The 16646-nt window shown below is 28.2% G+C and carries 16 protein-coding genes; 2 read left to right on the forward strand and 14 right to left on the reverse strand.

Features of this window, described 5'->3' with window-relative positions:
• Positions 1 to 3: 3 nt before the first annotated feature.
• The 12 genes from ACH5BF_RS04750 to ACH5BF_RS04805 form a co-directional block, all read right to left on the reverse strand.
• On the reverse strand, positions 4 to 1800 hold the full coding sequence (locus ACH5BF_RS04750) for an Lnb N-terminal periplasmic domain-containing protein (RefSeq protein WP_423273056.1): 1797 nt from the start codon (positions 1798 to 1800) through the stop codon (positions 4 to 6).
• Entirely contained in the window at positions 1784 to 2224 is a 441-nt protein-coding gene (locus ACH5BF_RS04755; RefSeq protein WP_423273057.1) for a DUF3015 family protein, read from the reverse strand. The genes ACH5BF_RS04750 and ACH5BF_RS04755 overlap by 17 nt, the downstream gene beginning before the upstream one ends.
• 70 nt (positions 2225 to 2294) lie before the next feature.
• Positions 2295 to 3737, reverse strand: coding sequence for a CCA tRNA nucleotidyltransferase (locus ACH5BF_RS04760; RefSeq protein ID WP_423273058.1), 1443 nt, complete (start codon positions 3735 to 3737; stop codon positions 2295 to 2297).
• Positions 3673 to 4524, reverse strand: coding sequence for a mechanosensitive ion channel family protein (locus ACH5BF_RS04765; protein WP_423273059.1), 852 nt, complete (start codon positions 4522 to 4524; stop codon positions 3673 to 3675). The genes ACH5BF_RS04760 and ACH5BF_RS04765 overlap by 65 nt, the downstream gene beginning before the upstream one ends.
• 52 nt (positions 4525 to 4576) lie before the next feature.
• Positions 4577 to 6283: a proline--tRNA ligase gene (locus ACH5BF_RS04770; RefSeq protein WP_423273060.1), complete on the reverse strand. Its 1707-nt coding sequence runs from the start codon at positions 6281 to 6283 to the stop codon at positions 4577 to 4579.
• A gap of 20 nt (positions 6284 to 6303) precedes the next feature.
• On the reverse strand, positions 6304 to 7599 hold the full coding sequence (gene hemA / locus ACH5BF_RS04775; RefSeq protein WP_423273061.1) for a glutamyl-tRNA reductase: 1296 nt from the start codon (positions 7597 to 7599) through the stop codon (positions 6304 to 6306).
• On the reverse strand, positions 7600 to 8499 hold the full coding sequence (locus tag ACH5BF_RS04780) for a polyprenyl synthetase family protein (protein WP_423273062.1): 900 nt from the start codon (positions 8497 to 8499) through the stop codon (positions 7600 to 7602). It lies immediately after the preceding gene.
• 15 nt (positions 8500 to 8514) lie between these two features.
• Complete coding sequence (locus ACH5BF_RS04785) at positions 8515 to 8817, reverse strand: DUF2018 family protein (RefSeq protein ID WP_423273063.1); 303 nt, start codon at positions 8815 to 8817, stop codon at positions 8515 to 8517.
• A gap of 69 nt (positions 8818 to 8886) precedes the next feature.
• The gene (gene hisD, locus ACH5BF_RS04790) at positions 8887 to 10182 is read right to left on the reverse strand and encodes a histidinol dehydrogenase (RefSeq protein WP_423273064.1); all 1296 of its coding nucleotides are present in this window, start codon (positions 10180 to 10182) and stop codon (positions 8887 to 8889) included.
• Positions 10182 to 10691, reverse strand: a complete 510-nt coding sequence (locus ACH5BF_RS04795; RefSeq protein ID WP_423273065.1) for a shikimate kinase — start codon at positions 10689 to 10691, stop codon at positions 10182 to 10184. Before ACH5BF_RS04795 ends, hisD begins: the two co-directional genes overlap by 1 nt.
• Before the next feature lie 34 nt (positions 10692 to 10725).
• Positions 10726 to 12645: a sensor histidine kinase gene (locus ACH5BF_RS04800; RefSeq protein WP_423273066.1), complete on the reverse strand. Its 1920-nt coding sequence runs from the start codon at positions 12643 to 12645 to the stop codon at positions 10726 to 10728.
• Positions 12646 to 12672: 27 nt separating this feature from the next.
• A complete protein-coding gene (locus ACH5BF_RS04805) occupies positions 12673 to 13527 on the reverse strand; it encodes a 1-aminocyclopropane-1-carboxylate deaminase (RefSeq protein ID WP_423273067.1) in 855 nt (284 codons plus the stop codon).
• 66 nt (positions 13528 to 13593) lie between these two features.
• Here ACH5BF_RS04805 and ACH5BF_RS04810 point away from each other — a divergent pair, with 66 nt between their 5' ends.
• Complete coding sequence (locus ACH5BF_RS04810; RefSeq protein WP_423273068.1) at positions 13594 to 14064, forward strand: MotA/TolQ/ExbB proton channel family protein; 471 nt, start codon at positions 13594 to 13596, stop codon at positions 14062 to 14064.
• A 1-nt stretch (position 14065) separates the two neighbouring features.
• Entirely contained in the window at positions 14066 to 14464 is a 399-nt protein-coding gene (locus tag ACH5BF_RS04815) for an ExbD/TolR family protein (protein WP_423273069.1), read from the forward strand.
• Here the strand turns inward: ACH5BF_RS04815 and ACH5BF_RS04820 are convergent.
• Positions 14461 to 14841 (reverse strand): DUF779 domain-containing protein, encoded by a 381-nt coding sequence (locus tag ACH5BF_RS04820; RefSeq protein ID WP_423273070.1) that lies wholly within the window; start codon positions 14839 to 14841, stop codon positions 14461 to 14463. The genes ACH5BF_RS04815 and ACH5BF_RS04820 overlap by 4 nt on opposite strands.
• Positions 14842 to 14944: 103 nt before the next feature.
• Positions 14945 to 16441 (reverse strand): aldehyde dehydrogenase family protein, encoded by a 1497-nt coding sequence (locus ACH5BF_RS04825; protein ID WP_423273071.1) that lies wholly within the window; start codon positions 16439 to 16441, stop codon positions 14945 to 14947.
• Between the last annotated feature and the right edge of the window lie 205 nt (positions 16442 to 16646).

Raw genomic sequence — 16646 nt, forward strand, 5'->3', positions numbered from 1 at the left:
TGTCTAAAAGTAGTAAAATAAAGATAAAGAGCCTATGTCTCTTTGCTTTGTTAAATTATCATTTGTATATTTAATATTTAAAGAAATATCATTATTAATTTTAAAAGTACTAAATGCCTCAAACTTTTTATTTTCAAAGTTTTTATTGTATTTATCAAAATCAAAAGAAAGACCTAGCTTTAAATCTTTAAATTTATTAGTTACAAAACCTACTTTTGAACCTAAAGATATTAAGTTATCTCCCAATTTATTATATAAATTTGACTGGGCTAAAGCATAAATAAAATAGTCTTCATCACCATATGTTAATCCGAAGCTTGGTTTTAATTTGAGATAATCATCTTCACTTTTAAATCTTTCATAAGATAGTTCTATTCCCCAAGATAAAGGTTTAAATAATTCATCTCTTTTAGAAAATGAATTAATATCTAAAACTTTAAACTTATCTATAAACAATTTGTCACTATCTTTTTTTATGCTCAAATCAAAAAAATCTATATAAGCACCTTCTAAATATCCATAAGAGATATCATATACATCACTATAAACAGGTTTTGCTGAAATCTCATATGTATCATTACTATTTAAAGTTAAACTTATTCTTGCCGAATCATGAGAATATATTGGATCTTTTGGCTTTTTAATATCATAATCTGAAATGATATCAAGTTTACTTCTTTGCCTTAATAACTTTAAATATTTTTTTAAATATTCACTCTTTGCTAATTTGTTTTTACTTCTTAAGTACTGTATGTATTCAATTTTTAAATCTAAATATGCTGACTTATCTTTTAAAGTTAAATTTTGGGATAATTTTTTTTCATCTTTTATAAACTCTGAAATAAAATCTTTATTTTCAATTTCATAATTTAAAATATGCTTCATTTTTGACATTTTAGAGTGTCTATAATTTGATTCTTTGATTAAATTATAGTTTTTTAGAATCTTAACCGTATCTAAAGGTACAGCTTTTAATGAAAAATGATTAATTAAATTTAAATCCTCTTTGGCAACTTCTAATAACCATAATAAATTGTAAGAGCAATTCTCAAGAAAAAAGTAATAAAAAGAGTAAGAATCTTTTAATTCATATGAATGTAAAGCTATTTTTTCTACTTCTTCTAAAGTTAAATCTAGTTTATATTCCCAAATATCTCTTTGTTCTAAATTACTATATTCTTTAATTTTTTCATAATAAGGAAGAATAGAATATTTACCTTTATAACCACCAAATAAACCTTTATAAGCAAATATAAGACCATTTGTCTCATCTGTTTGAGCTGCATAATTAACAGCATTTCCTAATAAAGGAGTATTTTCATCAGCAGATAATCTTAAAAAAGTATGTCCATACATAGAAGCTGGAGAGTTTATATGTGAAGCTGGAAAAATAAGTGTTGCATATTTTGCATCAATTTCTTTTAGATATATATCTAAATCTTTACACTCATAATTTATAATTTGATTTTCTAATGCTGGTATTTTTTCTTTTAACCACTTAACTCTTAAGGGAAATCTACATAATGTATTTTTAGTTCCATTTCTTAAGGACTTAATAGTTTCTAATAATTCTTCTTTTAAATTTGTTTTTCCATTCTTTGAAATAAAAAAATTATCAGAATCTACTTCACTTTGATTGTTCCTATAATGAAGAAGTTTAGCCCAATATGAATCTGTGTATAGTTTAGGTTTAAGTACTGTTTCTTCTAAATTAGAAGAGAATAAAGATGAAATAAATAAAGAACTAAGAAAAATTATCTTAGTTACTTTACTTATTAAAAAATTACATATATTTAGCAATAGAATCAATTACTGTTGAAGATGTAACATTTTCACTTGCATAAATGTTTGCAAAGTTTGCTTTTAATTTTGCACTAAATTTTGATGAATCTTCTACATTCATTAATTTAGCAACAGTATTTAAAGTTTCACCTTGTCCTGCTGAAATATCTAAAGCTAATTCATCCATGTTATCAGCAACAAATTTATTTAATTTGTCATTTGAAGCAAAGTTAGCTGGTTGAGAACAATTTAATGTACCAGAAGTAATACCAAATGTTTGGTTACCTGATGTACCATTTGTAGTTGCTGCAAGAACTTGCATTACTGTTGTACTTTGATCTTTAATTAAAACAGAACCTAATCCACATCCTGTATTAGAGTTTGCAAATGATGCAGTAGCTAAAGATGCAACAGCAATTGAAGTTAATAATAATTTTTTCATTTTTATCCTTTTTTTTTGAAATTATAACCTTATTAACTATATTTATACTTAAATTCAATACTATTTAATACTAGACACAATTATTTATAAGCTTTTTAATAATTTCTTCTTTATTTAGGTTTTCATCTATTTGTAAATCCATAGCATAATCTAAAATCTCTTTAAACTCTTTTGAGGGTTTTAATCCTAAAGCTATTAAATCTCTTCCTTGAACTAAAGGCTTTAAAGCTTCATTTTGAATATTTAATTCTTTTGCTTTTTCTAAAAGCCAAGAAGTAGCTTTTGGGCACTTTTCTTTATCTTTTATATCTCTACCTAAACAATCAGCTAAACAAACTAAACATAAATCTTCAATATTTACTTTTAAAGATAGTCTCTTTACAGCTTTAAGAGAAGATTCTGCAAGATAAAGTTGAAAAGGAGCTAGATGATGTTTTACAAGTGGAGTGATTAAATCTATAAATTTTTTTTCATTTGTAAGTCTTGATAAAAACTTGATTGTAGGTTCAACTCCTAATGTCTCATGCTTATGAGAAGTTACTCTTCCCTCATCTGTAGTTTCAGTGCAAAACGGCTTTCCTAAATCATGACAAAGTATTGCATAAAATAGATATAGTTTTCTATATTCATCTTCTATATCAGACTCTTTTAATATCCTTGCTAACTCATCAACAGTCATCAAAGTATGTATCCAAACATCACCTTCTGGATGATACTCTTTATCTTGAATACAACCTTTTAAAGCTTCCAATTCAGGGAAATGTTTTAAAATTCCTAAACTATCTAAAAGTTCTAATCCTATTGAAGGTTTAACTGATTTTAAAAATAGCTTTTTAAACTCTTCATAGACTCTCTCTTTTGGAAGCTCTTCTAAGTCACCTCTTAAAACCATTTGTTTACAAAGTTGTTTTGTCTTTTCATCTAAAGTTAAATCAAATCTCGCACAAAACTGTATAGCTCTATAAACTCGTAAAGGATCTTCTATAAAAGTATCATCTTTTATATGTCGTAAAATTTTATTTTCTAAGTCTTTTATTCCATTATTTGGGTCAATCAATCTTTTTTCAAAAAAGTCATAAGCAATAGAATTGATAGTGAAATCTCTACGTAAACTAGCTTTGTCATATTGTAAGTTTTTATCATTTATTACTTCAAAACCTTTATGACCTTGACCTATTTTCTTCTCTAGTCTAGCAAGTGCAAAGTCAAAATCGAAAGAGTCAATTTTTAAAGTTAATACACCAAATGATTTGCCTACTTGTTTTACATTTCCAAAACGCTTTAGTATTGATTCTACTTCAACTAAAGTATCAATACCAAAAAGTTCTATATCATAATCTTTACAAGGAATATCTAAAAGAGAGTCTCTAACGCAGCCACCAACAAGAAGAGGTTTTATTCCCTCTTCTTTTAGTCTTATAAGAATTTGTTTTAATACCTTCGGTATATTAATCGATTTTGTTGTAGTGATGTACATCTTGTTGTGGATAAGGAATAGAGATTCCTTCTTCATCAAATCTTAATTTTACTGTTTCTGTTAAATCAAATTTAACTGCCCAGTAATCAGGTGTTTTAACCCATGCTCTAACTACAAAGTTTACTGAAGAATCAGCTAACTCAGAAACAGCAACAGTTACACCTTTGTCAAGTAATACTTTCTCATTTGATTTAATAATATCATTTAAAACATCTTTTGCTTTTTTGATATCATCATCATAACCAATACCAACTACTAAATCAACTCTTCTTGTATCATGAGCATTTACATTTACAATTGAACCACTTGTAATAGCACCATTTGGAATGATAATTCTTTGATTATCACCAGTTGTAAATACAGAGTTAAAAATACCAACTTCTGATACAGTTCCAGCTACACCAGCAGCATTTACAAAGTCACCAACTTTAAATGGTTTAAATAAAATAATCATAACACCTGATGCAAAGTTACCTAAAGAGTCTTTTAAAGCTAAACCAATAGCAAGACCAGCAGCACCAAGGATTGCTAAGAATGAAGTTGTTTCAACTCCAAGTTCTGATAATGCTGTTAAAATAACAACAATCATTAAAGCATAGTAAACGATATTTTCTAAAAATTTAACTAAAGTTAAATCCATACCTTTTACTTTTTTTAGTAACTTAACTAAAACAGCTGTAATTTTATTTACAATCCATTTTCCAATTATAAAAATTAAAAGTGCCATTATAAGTGAGAAAGCATACCCACCTATAATCTCGACAATGTTATCTGGAATATATGAACTAAATTTACTAGTTACTTCATTTACTTTGTTTTCCAACTTGTTTCCTTTAAAATAATTTAGGAAATTATAACATAAATAAGTTTAAAAATTATCCTATAATTTCTAAAAGTTTCGAAACAGCATTTTCTATTTCTACTTCTGTTTTTTCTAATGTTTTTCTATCAACAAGTTCTACTTTACCCTCTTTTAGTTTCTTTCCAATTACAATAGCATAAGGGAATCCAATAAGTTCAAAGTCACCCATTTTGAAACCAAATCTAGCATTAATTCTATCATCTAAAATAGTATCAATTCCATTTGCTTTTAACTCTTCATAGATTTTTTCACCAGCTTCAAGTTCATCTTCTTTTTTTGCATTTGAAACAATAACATCAACTAAAAATGGTGCAGTCTCTTTAGTCCAGATACAACCTTTTTCATCATGATTTTGCTCAATTACAGCAGCAACTAATCTTGAAACACCAATTCCATAACATCCCATTTCAAATGCTTGAGCTTTACCATTTGCATCTAAAAACTTAGCATCCATTGCTTCAGAATATTTTGAACCTAATTGGAAAATATGACCAGCTTCAATACCTTTTGTGTACTCTAACTTTCCACCACAACAAGAACAAGTATCACCTTCTTGAACCGCTACTAAGTCATCAAATACTAAATCTTCCATAGAAGTTAAGTCAACACCTTTATAATGATAGTTTTCTTCATTTGCACCACAAACAAGGTTATTGTCTTCTTTTAATTCATTATCAATAATAACTTGAATATTTTCAGGAAGTCCTACGATTCCACAGTATCCTGCTACTAAACCAGCATTTGCGATATCTTCTTCTGTTGCATCCTCTAATTCTAAAGCATTTACAGCATTACATGCTTTTGTTTCTTCTAATTCATCACATCCTCTTACAAAGAATAAAACAACTTCAGTTTTATCTTCATAAACAGCTTTTTTCATAACTGCTTTCATAGAATAGTAAGAATCAGCATTTAAAAACTTGCTTACTTCTTCAATAGTTTTACAGTTTGGAGTCTCTACTTTTTCAAGAGAAACAGTTTCTAATGCTTCTTTTTTATTTGGCTTTCTAACTGCTGCTTCAATATTTGCACCATATTCACAATCAGGACAAACAACAATTGTATCTTCACCTGAGTTTGCAAGAACATGGAACTCTTTTGAACCACTTCCACCAATAGCACCACTATCAGCTTCAACAACTCTAAAATCTAATCCTAATCTATTATAAACATTTTTATAAGTCTCTTCCATAAGATTAAATTCTCTTACTAAATCCTCTTTTGAAGCATGGAAAGAGTAAGCATCTTTCATTAAGAACTCTCTACCTCTCATTAAACCAAATCTTGGTCTTGCTTCATCTCTAAATTTTGTGTTTATTTGATATAAGTTAACAGGTAAATCTTTATAAGATGTAATTCTATTTTTAACCATATTTACTACAGCTTCTTCATTTGTAGGAGATAGAACATAATCTGCATTTTTTCTATCTTTGAACTTTAAAAGTTCATTACCCATAGTAGCTGATCTTCCTGATTCATCCCAGTAAGATAAAGGTGTAACAAAACCAAATTGAACTTCATTTGCTCCACTTTTATCCATTTCTTCTTTTACAACTGCTCTAATTTTTTCTAATACAATTTTACCTAAAGGCATAAAATCATAAATACCTGCACCAGTTTGAGCTACAAATGCACCTCTTACTAAGTATTGATGAGATGCTAATGTTGCATCTTTTGGAGCTTCTTTTGTTGTTGGAATAAACATATTACTAAATTTCATTTAACTGTTTCCTATATATTTTATTTTTTATCTAAGTGTTCACATTTAAAACTATCAAATACAGATGAATCATTATTTAATCCAAACATATTTTGAATAGTTCCTACTACCACATCACACTCCATATTTTTAGAAATATCTTTTAATTGTGTTGAAGGAGTGTGTAAATACTCAGTAATTACTGTTTGACAAAGTTTTCTAATGTTATCTTCATCTTCTTTTCTAATAAAACCTTTTTTAATAGCATTATTAACTTTCTTGTCAATAACATCATTTCCTTTTAAATAAAGGTTTTTAATAATTGGTTCAATCTCTAATGATTTTAACCAATCAAAAAATTCAATAGACATTTTACTTACTATTGAATAAGCAGTTTTAGCTTGCTCAGCTCTTAAACTCATATTTTCATTTACAATATCTTGTAAATCATCAACTGCATAAATCTCTAAATTTGACATTTCAATATCTTCAATATCTCTTGGTACTGCAATATCAAACCAATATCTCTCATATGAAGTAGGAGTTACAATATCTTCTGTAATAATAGGATAAGGTGCAGCTGTTGCTGTAACCATAACTTTTGTTTCTTTTAAAAGCTTTGATAGTTGAGTGTACTCTTGAACATCGATATTTGCATCAAAAGTATCTGCTAAAATTTGAGCTTTTTTCTTATCTCTACTTGTTAAAACAACATCAAAACCTGAAGAGATTAAATGCTTAATTGTAAGTTCACTCATTTCACCTGCACCAATAACTAAAGCTTTTACACCTTTAGTATCACCAACAAGCTCTTTTGCTTTTGCAACTGCTGTTGAAGCAACTGACACAGAACCTGTTCCTAAACTTGTAGCATTTCTAACTGCTGCTGCACATTTAAATGCAAAATGCATTGCTCTTGTTACATTTGAAGAACAGTATTGTTTTGATTGTGAAAATCTAAAAGCATCTTTTAATTGACCTACAATTTGTGTTTCACCAATTACTAAAGAATCTAAAGCAGAAGCAACTGAGAAAAGATGATGAATAGCACCATTATTATCATAAATATCAGCTCTATCATATAACTCATCAAACTCTAAAGAAGAGTATTTTGCAAGTTTTGAAAGTATATCTTTAGTACTTCCTTTTATATTTGAAGACCTAGTAATAATCTCAACTCTATTACATGTAGATAAAACTACAGCTTCTTTAGTATTTTCATAATCTAAAAGTGATCTTAAAAATCTATCTTTATCTTCATCACTTCCAAAAGCTAGCTTCTCTCTCATAGAAATATCAGTATTTTTATGGGAAAAGCTAATTATTAAATAACTCATCTAAAACTCTCTTTCAATCATCGCTTTCATAATGAAAATAAGTGTTTCACTATCTTTTTCATCTTTTACAGCTTCAATAGCCTCATTACCTAAATCTTTTGCCAATTTAATAGAGTCTTCTAAAGCTTTAGTTTCACTCATCATATCTTTTATCCAAGAGCTCTCTTCTAAAGACAACTCTTTCTTATATAATGATTCTAATTTTGATTTATCTTCTAATCTTTCATGAAGTAATAAATATGGAATAGTTACTTTACCCTCTACAAAATCAAGCATTGCAGGTTTTCCTAGAGTCTCAGAATCTTGAGTAATATCTAAAATATCATCAATCATTTGGAAAGCAAGACCTAAATTTTTACCATATAATGCATACTTATCTTTGTCAAGACCTGCTAAAATGGCTGCACTTTTTGCAGAAGCTTCAATTAAAGAAGCTGTTTTTTTATAAATCATATCATTGTATTTTTCATATGAGCTATTAAAGTTTTCTGTTAAGTCAACATCTAACATCTCACCAATACTTAGAAGTGTAACTGCATTTGAAACAGTATATGCTATTTCAGTAGGCATAGATGTAAGTTCAGTAAAAGCTTTTGAATATAAAATATCTCCAAACATAATAGATGTTTTATTATCATATAAAGCATTTACTGATGGTTGTCCTCTTCTTGTATCAGCCTCATCAATTACATCATCATGTAATAATGAAGCAGCATGAATCATCTCAACAACAGCACATAACTTAATTGATTGTTCATTTATACCTGCAATTTTTAAAATAAGTTTAGATCTTAGCATCTTTCCAGTTGCTAATTTATCTAATAATACTAAACTTTTTTCATCTTTACACTCTTCAACGAATGTTTTTATTTGGTCTTTAACTTGTTGTAACTCTTCCACAATATACCTTAATTTTTAAGAATCTAATCTACAAATAATCTCACCTGTAAGCTCAACATAAAGTCCTTTTTTCATTGAGTTTACTTCTTTTTCATTGTTAAATTTGTATTCTTCTACAACTTTATTTACATCAAATTCAGGACCTTTACCCTCAGATAACATCATCTCTAAAATTGCAAGTTTTTCAACAACTTTATCCCACTCTTCTTCTACGATATCTTGTGAAGCTTCTCTACTCACATCAAAAAATTTTGATTTAGGACTTCCCATAAAAATATCATCTTCATCTTCTGTAAACCATTCTTTAAACGATGCCATTTATTTTCCTTTTAAATGTTCCCTTATAAAAGGGAAACTGTTTTATTTTATTTCTACTTAATTTATTAACTATTTATCTTCTAATCTAACTCTAACTGATTTAGCATGTGCAGTTAAACCTTCTGTATCTGCAAGTAATGCACAAGCTTCACCTAACTCATCAATTGCTTTTTTTGAGAAGTTAATAATAGAGCTTTTTTTCATAAAGTTCTCAACATTTAATGGGCTATAGAACTTAGCTGTACTTCCTGTTGGTAATGTGTGGTTTGGACCAGCGATATAATCACCAATAGGCTCAGGAGTATTTTCACCTAAGAAAATTGCACCTGCGTGTTTAATATAAGGTAATAATTCAAAAGAGTTTTGAGTCATTACTTCTAAGTGTTCAGGAGCAATTTCATTCATAAGTTCAATTGCTTCTGTCATATCTTTTGCAATAATTATAGCTCCTCTATCTTCAATAGATTTTCTAGCTATTTCTTCTCTTTGTAAAGTTTGTAAATAATTTTCTACTTCATCACTTGTATTTTTAGCAACTTCTTCACAAGTAGTAATCATAATAGAACTTGCCATTTCATCATGCTCTGCTTGAGATAATAAATCAATTGCTAAATATTTTGGTTTAGCAGTTTCATCAGCTAAAATCCCAATCTCAGATGGTCCTGCAATCATATCAATATTTACTTCACCAAATACTAATTTTTTAGCAGTTGCAACAAAGATATTTCCTGGACCTGTTATTACATCTACTTTTGGAATAGTTTGTGTTCCATATGCCATAGCAGCAATTGCAGAAGCTCCACCAACTTTATAAGCTTTTGAAACACCACATAAGTGACATGCTGCAAGTAATAATTCATTTACTTCATTATCAGGAGTTGGAGTACATACTACAATTTCTTCAACACCAGCAACGATTGCAGGAATAGCATTCATTAAAAGTGAACTAGGATATGCTGCTTTTCCACCAGGGATATAAAGCCCTGCTCTATCAACAGGAGTTACTTTTTGTCCTAAAATTGTTCCATTTGATTCAAAATCTAACCATGATTTTGGAAGTTGTTTTTCGTGATAAGCTTTGATTCTGTCATATGCTGTATGTAATGCAGCTTTTAATTTCTCATCAATATTTTCATATGCTCTTTTCATTTCATCTTGAGAAATCATTAAATCAGAATCCTCTTTAACTTCCCACTTATCAAACTTTTCAATGTGTCTTTTTAAAGCTTCATTTCCTTCTTCAACTATTTCATCAATAATCCCTGTAACTATTGAAGACACACCTTTAATATCACTTTTTGCTCTTGCTAGAATTCCATCAAACTCTTCTTTAAAGTTTGAGTCTTTTGTATTTATAATTTTCATTAAATTTGTCCTAATATCTCTTCTACAATATTTTCTAAAGGCTTTTTCTCAACATCTACAACAATATCAGCAACTCTTTCATATTCAGGAACTCTTGAATCAAAAAGCTTTGTTGCTTCATCTAAATTTTGTAGAAGTGGTCTTTTTCTAAGTTTATTAGCAGCATTTGGAGCAGCATTAATTCTGTCTAAAATCCCTTGAAATGATGATTTTAGGTAAATTACTGTACCAATATTTTTAATATTTTCTTGTTTATAAAAGCCACCACCAGTTGAAATAATAGTGTTATCTACACTTTGCTCTAACCATAATGCAGTTTTCTTTTCTAATGCTCTAAAGTATGGTTCTCCCTCTTGGGCAAAAATCTTTTTAATTTTTCTGTTTTCCATACTTTCAATCAAGTCATCTGTATCTATAGCAAACATATCTGAAGCTTGTACTAAACCTCTTGCTATTGTACCTTTACCAACACCCATAAAACCAATTAATATAATATTCTTCTTTTTCATAGTCAAAGATTATATCTAAAACTTAGTAATTTTCTCATAAAGAAAAATTCTTCTGAATTGTTAGTTTAAAACATGCTCCTTTATAGCTCACATTTTTATAATCAAAACTAACATTTGAAGCTTCAATATCGCCGTTTGCAAAACGCTTTAATATCTGTTTAGACATATATAAACCAATGCCTGTGCCATTACTTTTCTGTTTTGTAGTAAAATGTGCCTTAAAGATATTATTAATAATATCTTCTGGTATTCCTAAAGCATTGTCTTTTATTTTAATAATAACTTTATCATCAAACTCTTTTGCTTCAATAAATATATATCTTTTCTCAACTTTATTTCGTTCAAATTCATCTTTTGCATTATTGAAAATATTTATTAAAACTTGAAGTAATTCATTTTCATAACCTAATACTTCAATCTCATCAATATTTTTTATTATTGTAATGCCTCTATTTCGATAATGAACACCTAAAAGCTTATCAACTTTAGATAATAACTCTTCAATCGTAAATTTAACATACTGTTTTTTAGGATTAAAAAAGTCTTTAAAATCATCAATTGTATTTGATAAATACTCTACTGTATGGGTAATATTATCCATACTTTCATCTATCTCTTTTTTATCTAAAGTTGTAAATTCATTTTTAAATTTCAATCCAGAAGATTGAGTTGTTATAGCATTTAAAGGCTGTCTCCATTGATGTGCAATATTACCTATCATTTCACCCATTGCAGCCATTTTTGCTTGTTGTGATAAGATTAAATCTTTTTCATTATTTCTATTTATCTGTTTAATTAACTCTTTTTTATGCTTTAAAAATTTATATTTTAATTGTCTTGATAAAAAGATAGATATTAAAATAAATATAACACTAAGAAGAATCCCAAAAATTAAAATATTATAAAAATCATCTTTTTTTCTAAGCATTGCTTCTTTCTCAATAGTTTTTAAATTAGACTCTAATTCATCCATATAAAAACCTGTTGCAATAGCCCATTGCCAATAATCAAAACCTTTTACATAAGTAGTTTTTTTATAAGTTTTACCTGTTTTTGGCTTTACCGTAGAGTTATAAGTTAAATATCCATCACCTTCTTTTGCTGATTTTATAATCTCTTTTGTAATATAAAAAGAGTTTGAATCTTTTAAATCAATTCTATTTAAACCTATATAATTTTTATTGATATGAGATAAATAGTTTCCTTTATAATCAATTACAAATACATAGTTTTCATTTGTCTGATTGATTTTTTGAATGTAATCTAAAATCTTTTTCTTTAAAGTCTTTTCAAAATCATCAAGATACTCACCCGTACCTATAAACCAACCATAAGGTTTAAATTTAAAATTGTATGTAATTTTTTTAAATTGAATATCTAAGTATTTGGGTTTATTCCAATAAAGTTCATAAAAGAATTCATCATTTGTACTCAATCCTTTTAGAATATCTTTAGAAATATAATTGCCCTTTTTATCTTGAAAATCTAGTAGATCTTTACCTTCAAGTTCTGGCTTTAAAGGATGTAAGATATTTCTAGCTTCTAAATCATAAATATAAAAATACCCTCGGCCGTCATTAAAAGTATGATTCCTCAAAGCATCTTTAATTTTTTGAACAATCTCTTCTTTTGTTTTAGTATCTTTATATTTCTCATATATATGAGTCATTATTCTATGGGCTTGTTGTACTTCTTTTTTAAGACTATTTTTTAGGTTTTTTGTACTATTTAATTTTTCATAATTTATATATTCGTAGACTAAATCAACCTGATTTCTGATATCTTCTTTACTTTTCTCTATAAAACGCTCTTTTAGTTTGGCTATATCCTTTTTACTTTGAGCATCTTTTTCTAAAAAATACAAATAACTAACAATCGTCAATAAAACTACAACTATTAAAGTTGGTGCATACTTTATTAAATTTAGTATTGTTTTTTCGTTTGTTTGTAACATGAAAATATTTTAGCATAAATTCTATAATTATTTATACTTATTTTCATACCTTTGAAGCATAGATTCATTACCAATTATCCCACCTTGATGAATATAAAGATAATTATTAGTTGTTTTATTATATTTACTTATATAATCTTGGAACACTTTTATTCCTAAAGAGTCGTATAATAAATCAAACTCTATGTTTGTTTGTTTTAGAAGTTCTAAATAAATTTCATAAAACTCTTTATAGAGTTTTCCGAAATGATACTTCTTCTCTTTTTGTAAAATAGTTGGATGATTTGACTCTTCTAACTCTAAAAATTGTTGTTTTAAATATTCATCATTTCCAACACAAGAGCAAGTTAAAACTTCAAAGGGCAGATATTTTTGTAAATACAAAGCTGTAGTTCCTGTACCACTTGGCAAAAAGACTTTTAAGTTTTCTATTCTATTTTCATTTGCCCATGTTAATATCTCATTTGCTAGAAGCTTTAAACCCATTTGAGCCTCTTTTAAAGCTCCTCCCTCTTTTATAAATAAAACATCATTTTCAAAACTAGTTGGTACTTCTTCTTCATAGATATTCATGCCGTTTTCTAGAGCATATTTATAGTTTCCCACAGGATTATCTTTTAAAAAAGATGCAATATGGTCTACATAATATTCAAACTGCAAGCCTTTTAGTTTTGCTAAAACACTTAAAGAATACATTGCATTTGATTGTGCCGAACCATGGGATACTATTTTTTTTACCCCCTGTAAATCTTTTTGCAAAAAATAATAGAACTTTCTTGCTTTATTTCCAGAAAAATCTAAGTGTAGTAAATCATCTCTTTTTATATAAAAACTGTTATTGTTAAATGTGATTTTTTCAATTGGAGAGTTTGTATAATTCATTCTAAAATTGTACCATTTATTAATAAAATTTATGTACAATAACAAAAAAACTTACAAGAGGATAATATGGATATACTTTTTTATATTGAAAAAGGTGGTCTAATTGTTTATATATTAATTGCTTTAAATATTATTGGATTTACTATTATTTTATGGAAACTTTTTACACTACCAAGAAAAAATGCCATGATAAAAAAAATCGAACTAAAACTTAATAAAGATTCATCAAATTCACTTTTCACTCAAATAGAGTATGAAGTAAAAAAACTAGAAAGTGGTCTTACATATATAAAAAACATTGCTACAGTTGCACCTCTTTTAGGATTGCTCGGGACTGTAATTGGTGTTTACCAATCTTTTGATGTTATCACAAAGAATGGTTTAGGAGATCCTAGTGTTTTCTCAAACGGTATTTCAATAGCACTTATTACTACAATTGCAGGTTTAATTGTGGCGATACCTCATCATATTGCATATAATCATTTTATTTCACAAATTGACTCTATTGAGTTAAAAGCAAAAAGTACAATTAAATAGTATGAAAAGAAGAGAACCTTTAGGTTTAGATTTAACCCCAATCATTGATGTAGTTTTCATACTACTTCTGTTTTTTATAGTAAGTTCTGTTTTCAAAAAAGATGAACTAGCTTTAATACTTGATTTACCAACTTCAAGTGCAAAAGAGTTAAAAATAGATGAGGAACAAGTTTTTATAGAACTTAGTTCTAATAAACTTGCAATTAAAGGAATTGAAGTATCTTTTGAATCTCTAGAAGATAATCTAAAAGCTATTGAAAATAAACATAAACCTGTATTAGTTAGAATTGATAAAAAAGTTGAATACCATAGAGTTGTAAAAGTTTTAGATTTATTACAAAAATATGATTTAACAAATCTAGCTCTTGTAACAAATGAAAATGAAAAGAAGAAGGACTAATCACCCTCTTCTTTTTTTAATTGTTCATACTCTTCATCAGTAAAAATTCTTGATTTTGTAATAAACTGATAACCCATATCTATTTCAAGTGAAAAAGAGTTTCCAAAAGCTGCTTTTTCTTCTCTTACATCAATAGTTATAAATGAGTGTTTAAAATATTCAAATTGATCTTTATCTATAAAAAATTCACATCCGCAAATTTCCCCAAGTTTCACATTTCTACTTGGTACATAAAAATCATCTTTAGCATAACACATAGGAGCAGTTCCATCACAGCAACCACCACTTTGATTAAATACTAATTCACCATGTTCTTCTTGAAGTTTTTTGATTACGTCACAAGCTTCTTTTGTAACATCTACTCTTTTTATTGCCATAATTTATCCTTTTTAAATCATAAACAAAAAAAGGTACAGAAGGAAAAGGGAGAGAGAACCTTCTGTACCAAATAAGGGGTTTAATTAAGTTTTAAATTACCTATTAAAAGAATCCTAAAGCATCTTTGCTGTAAGAAGTTAAAATATTTTTAGTGTGTCTGTAAGAGTTTAACATCATCATGTGAGTTTCTCTACCGATACCTGATTTTTTGTATCCACCAAATGATGCATGTGATGGGTATAAGTGGTAACAATTCACCCATACTCTACCAGCTTCAATTCCTCTTGAGAATTTATGTAATTGGTGAGCATCTCTTGACCATACACCTGAACCTAATCCATAGATAGTGTCATTTGCAATTTCTAATGCTTCTTCTTCAGTTTTAAATGTAGTTACAGATAATACAGGTCCAAAGATTTCTTCTTGGAAGATTCTCATTTTGTTGTGACCTTTGAAGATTGTTGGTTGAATATAGAATCCATTTGGATATTTTTCAGATTCTAAAATATCTCCACCAATTAGACACTCAGCACCCTCTTCTTTACCAATTTTGATGTACTCAGCAATTTTCTCTTTTTGAGATAATGAACATTGAGCACCCATCATATTTTCAGTATCTAAAGGATCACCTAATTTAATAGCTTTAACTCTCTCTAATACTCTTGCCATAAATGGCTCATAGATATCTTCGTGGATTAATGCTCTTGATGGACAAGTACAAACCTCACCAGAGTTAAATGCGAATAATACTAAACCTTCGATTGCTTTATCAAAGAACTCATCATCAGCATCCATAATTGAAGGCATAAAGATATTTGGAGATTTACCACCTAATTCTAATGTTGATGGAATAATATTCTCAGTTGCATATTGCATAATTAATTGACCAGTTGTAGTTTCACCTGTAAATCCAACTTTTTTAACATCTGGGTGAGTTGATAAGTGTTTACCAATTTTTCCACCTGCACCATTAATAATGTTAATTGTACCTGCTGGTAATACGTCTGCAATTGTTTCCATTAATACTAAGATTGACATTGGAGTAGCAGATGCTGGCTTCATAACTACACAGTTACCTGCTGCTAATGCAGGAGCTAATTTCCAAGCTGCCATTAATAATGGAAAGTTCCATGGAATAATTTGAGCAACAACACCATATGGCTCATAAACTTCTTGAGAAATTGTATTCTCATCTAAATCTGCAACAGTTCCAGACTCAGCTCTAATTACAGATGCAAAGTATCTGAAGTGATCTACAACTAAAGGAACGTCAGCATTTAATGTTTCTCTAATAGTTTTACCATTATCTAAAGTTTCAGCAATTGCTAAAGCTTCTAAGTTAGCTTCAATAGCATCTGCAATTTTATTTAATAAGTTACTTCTTTCAACTACAGAAGTGTGTTTAAATGATTCAAAAGCTTTACTAGCAGCTGCAACTGCTGCATCAACATCTTCTTCATTTGATCTAGGAATTCTTGTTAATGTTTCTCCATCTACAGGTGAGATATTTTCAAAATACTCTCCACTTCTTGGAGCAACCCATTCTCCACCAATAAAGTTCTCATATTGAGCTTTGTACTGCGGTTTACTATAAATCATTTTTCATCCTTTTTGTTATTATATTTATTTTGAGAAAATTATTTGCTGTGCCATAATTTTTCTGCTTGATGAAAGTTTACATGAGAAATATAGCGTGAATTTAGCCTAAGTATAGCCTGAGTATAGCAATGTAGTTTTTTGTTACAAAATCCCTAAAAATGGTGCTTTTAATGCATTTTTTTTCTTTGTTTTTTTTAAATTATCT

It is taken from the genome of Arcobacter pernae (assembly GCF_049472135.1).
GTDB lineage: Bacteria > Campylobacterota > Campylobacteria > Campylobacterales > Arcobacteraceae > Arcobacter_B.

Bases quoted from the DNA above. Each gene is read 5' to 3' on its own strand.
- ACH5BF_RS04755 (WP_423273057.1), bottom strand. From the start codon at position 2,224: ATGAAAAAATTATTATTAACTTCAATTGCTGTTGCATCTTTAGCTACT.
- ACH5BF_RS04760 (WP_423273058.1), bottom strand. From the start codon at position 3,737: ATGAAGAAGGAATCTCTATTCCTTATCCACAACAAGATGTACATCACT.
- ACH5BF_RS04770 (WP_423273060.1), bottom strand. From the start codon at position 6,283: ATGAAATTTAGTAATATGTTTATTCCAACAACAAAAGAAGCTCCAAAA.
- hemA (WP_423273061.1), bottom strand. From the start codon at position 7,599: ATGAGTTATTTAATAATTAGCTTTTCCCATAAAAATACTGATATTTCT.
- ACH5BF_RS04785 (WP_423273063.1), bottom strand. From the start codon at position 8,817: ATGGCATCGTTTAAAGAATGGTTTACAGAAGATGAAGATGATATTTTT.
- hisD (WP_423273064.1), bottom strand. From the start codon at position 10,182: ATGAAAATTATAAATACAAAAGACTCAAACTTTAAAGAAGAGTTTGAT.
- ACH5BF_RS04795 (WP_423273065.1), bottom strand. From the start codon at position 10,691: ATGAAAAAGAAGAATATTATATTAATTGGTTTTATGGGTGTTGGTAAA.
- ACH5BF_RS04800 (WP_423273066.1), bottom strand. From the start codon at position 12,645: ATGTTACAAACAAACGAAAAAACAATACTAAATTTAATAAAGTATGCA.
- ACH5BF_RS04805 (WP_423273067.1), bottom strand. From the start codon at position 13,527: ATGAATTATACAAACTCTCCAATTGAAAAAATCACATTTAACAATAAC.
- ACH5BF_RS04810 (WP_423273068.1), top strand. From the start codon at position 13,594: ATGGATATACTTTTTTATATTGAAAAAGGTGGTCTAATTGTTTATATA.
- ACH5BF_RS04815 (WP_423273069.1), top strand. From the start codon at position 14,066: ATGAAAAGAAGAGAACCTTTAGGTTTAGATTTAACCCCAATCATTGAT.
- ACH5BF_RS04820 (WP_423273070.1), bottom strand. From the start codon at position 14,841: ATGGCAATAAAAAGAGTAGATGTTACAAAAGAAGCTTGTGACGTAATC.
- ACH5BF_RS04825 (WP_423273071.1), bottom strand. From the start codon at position 16,441: ATGATTTATAGTAAACCGCAGTACAAAGCTCAATATGAGAACTTTATT.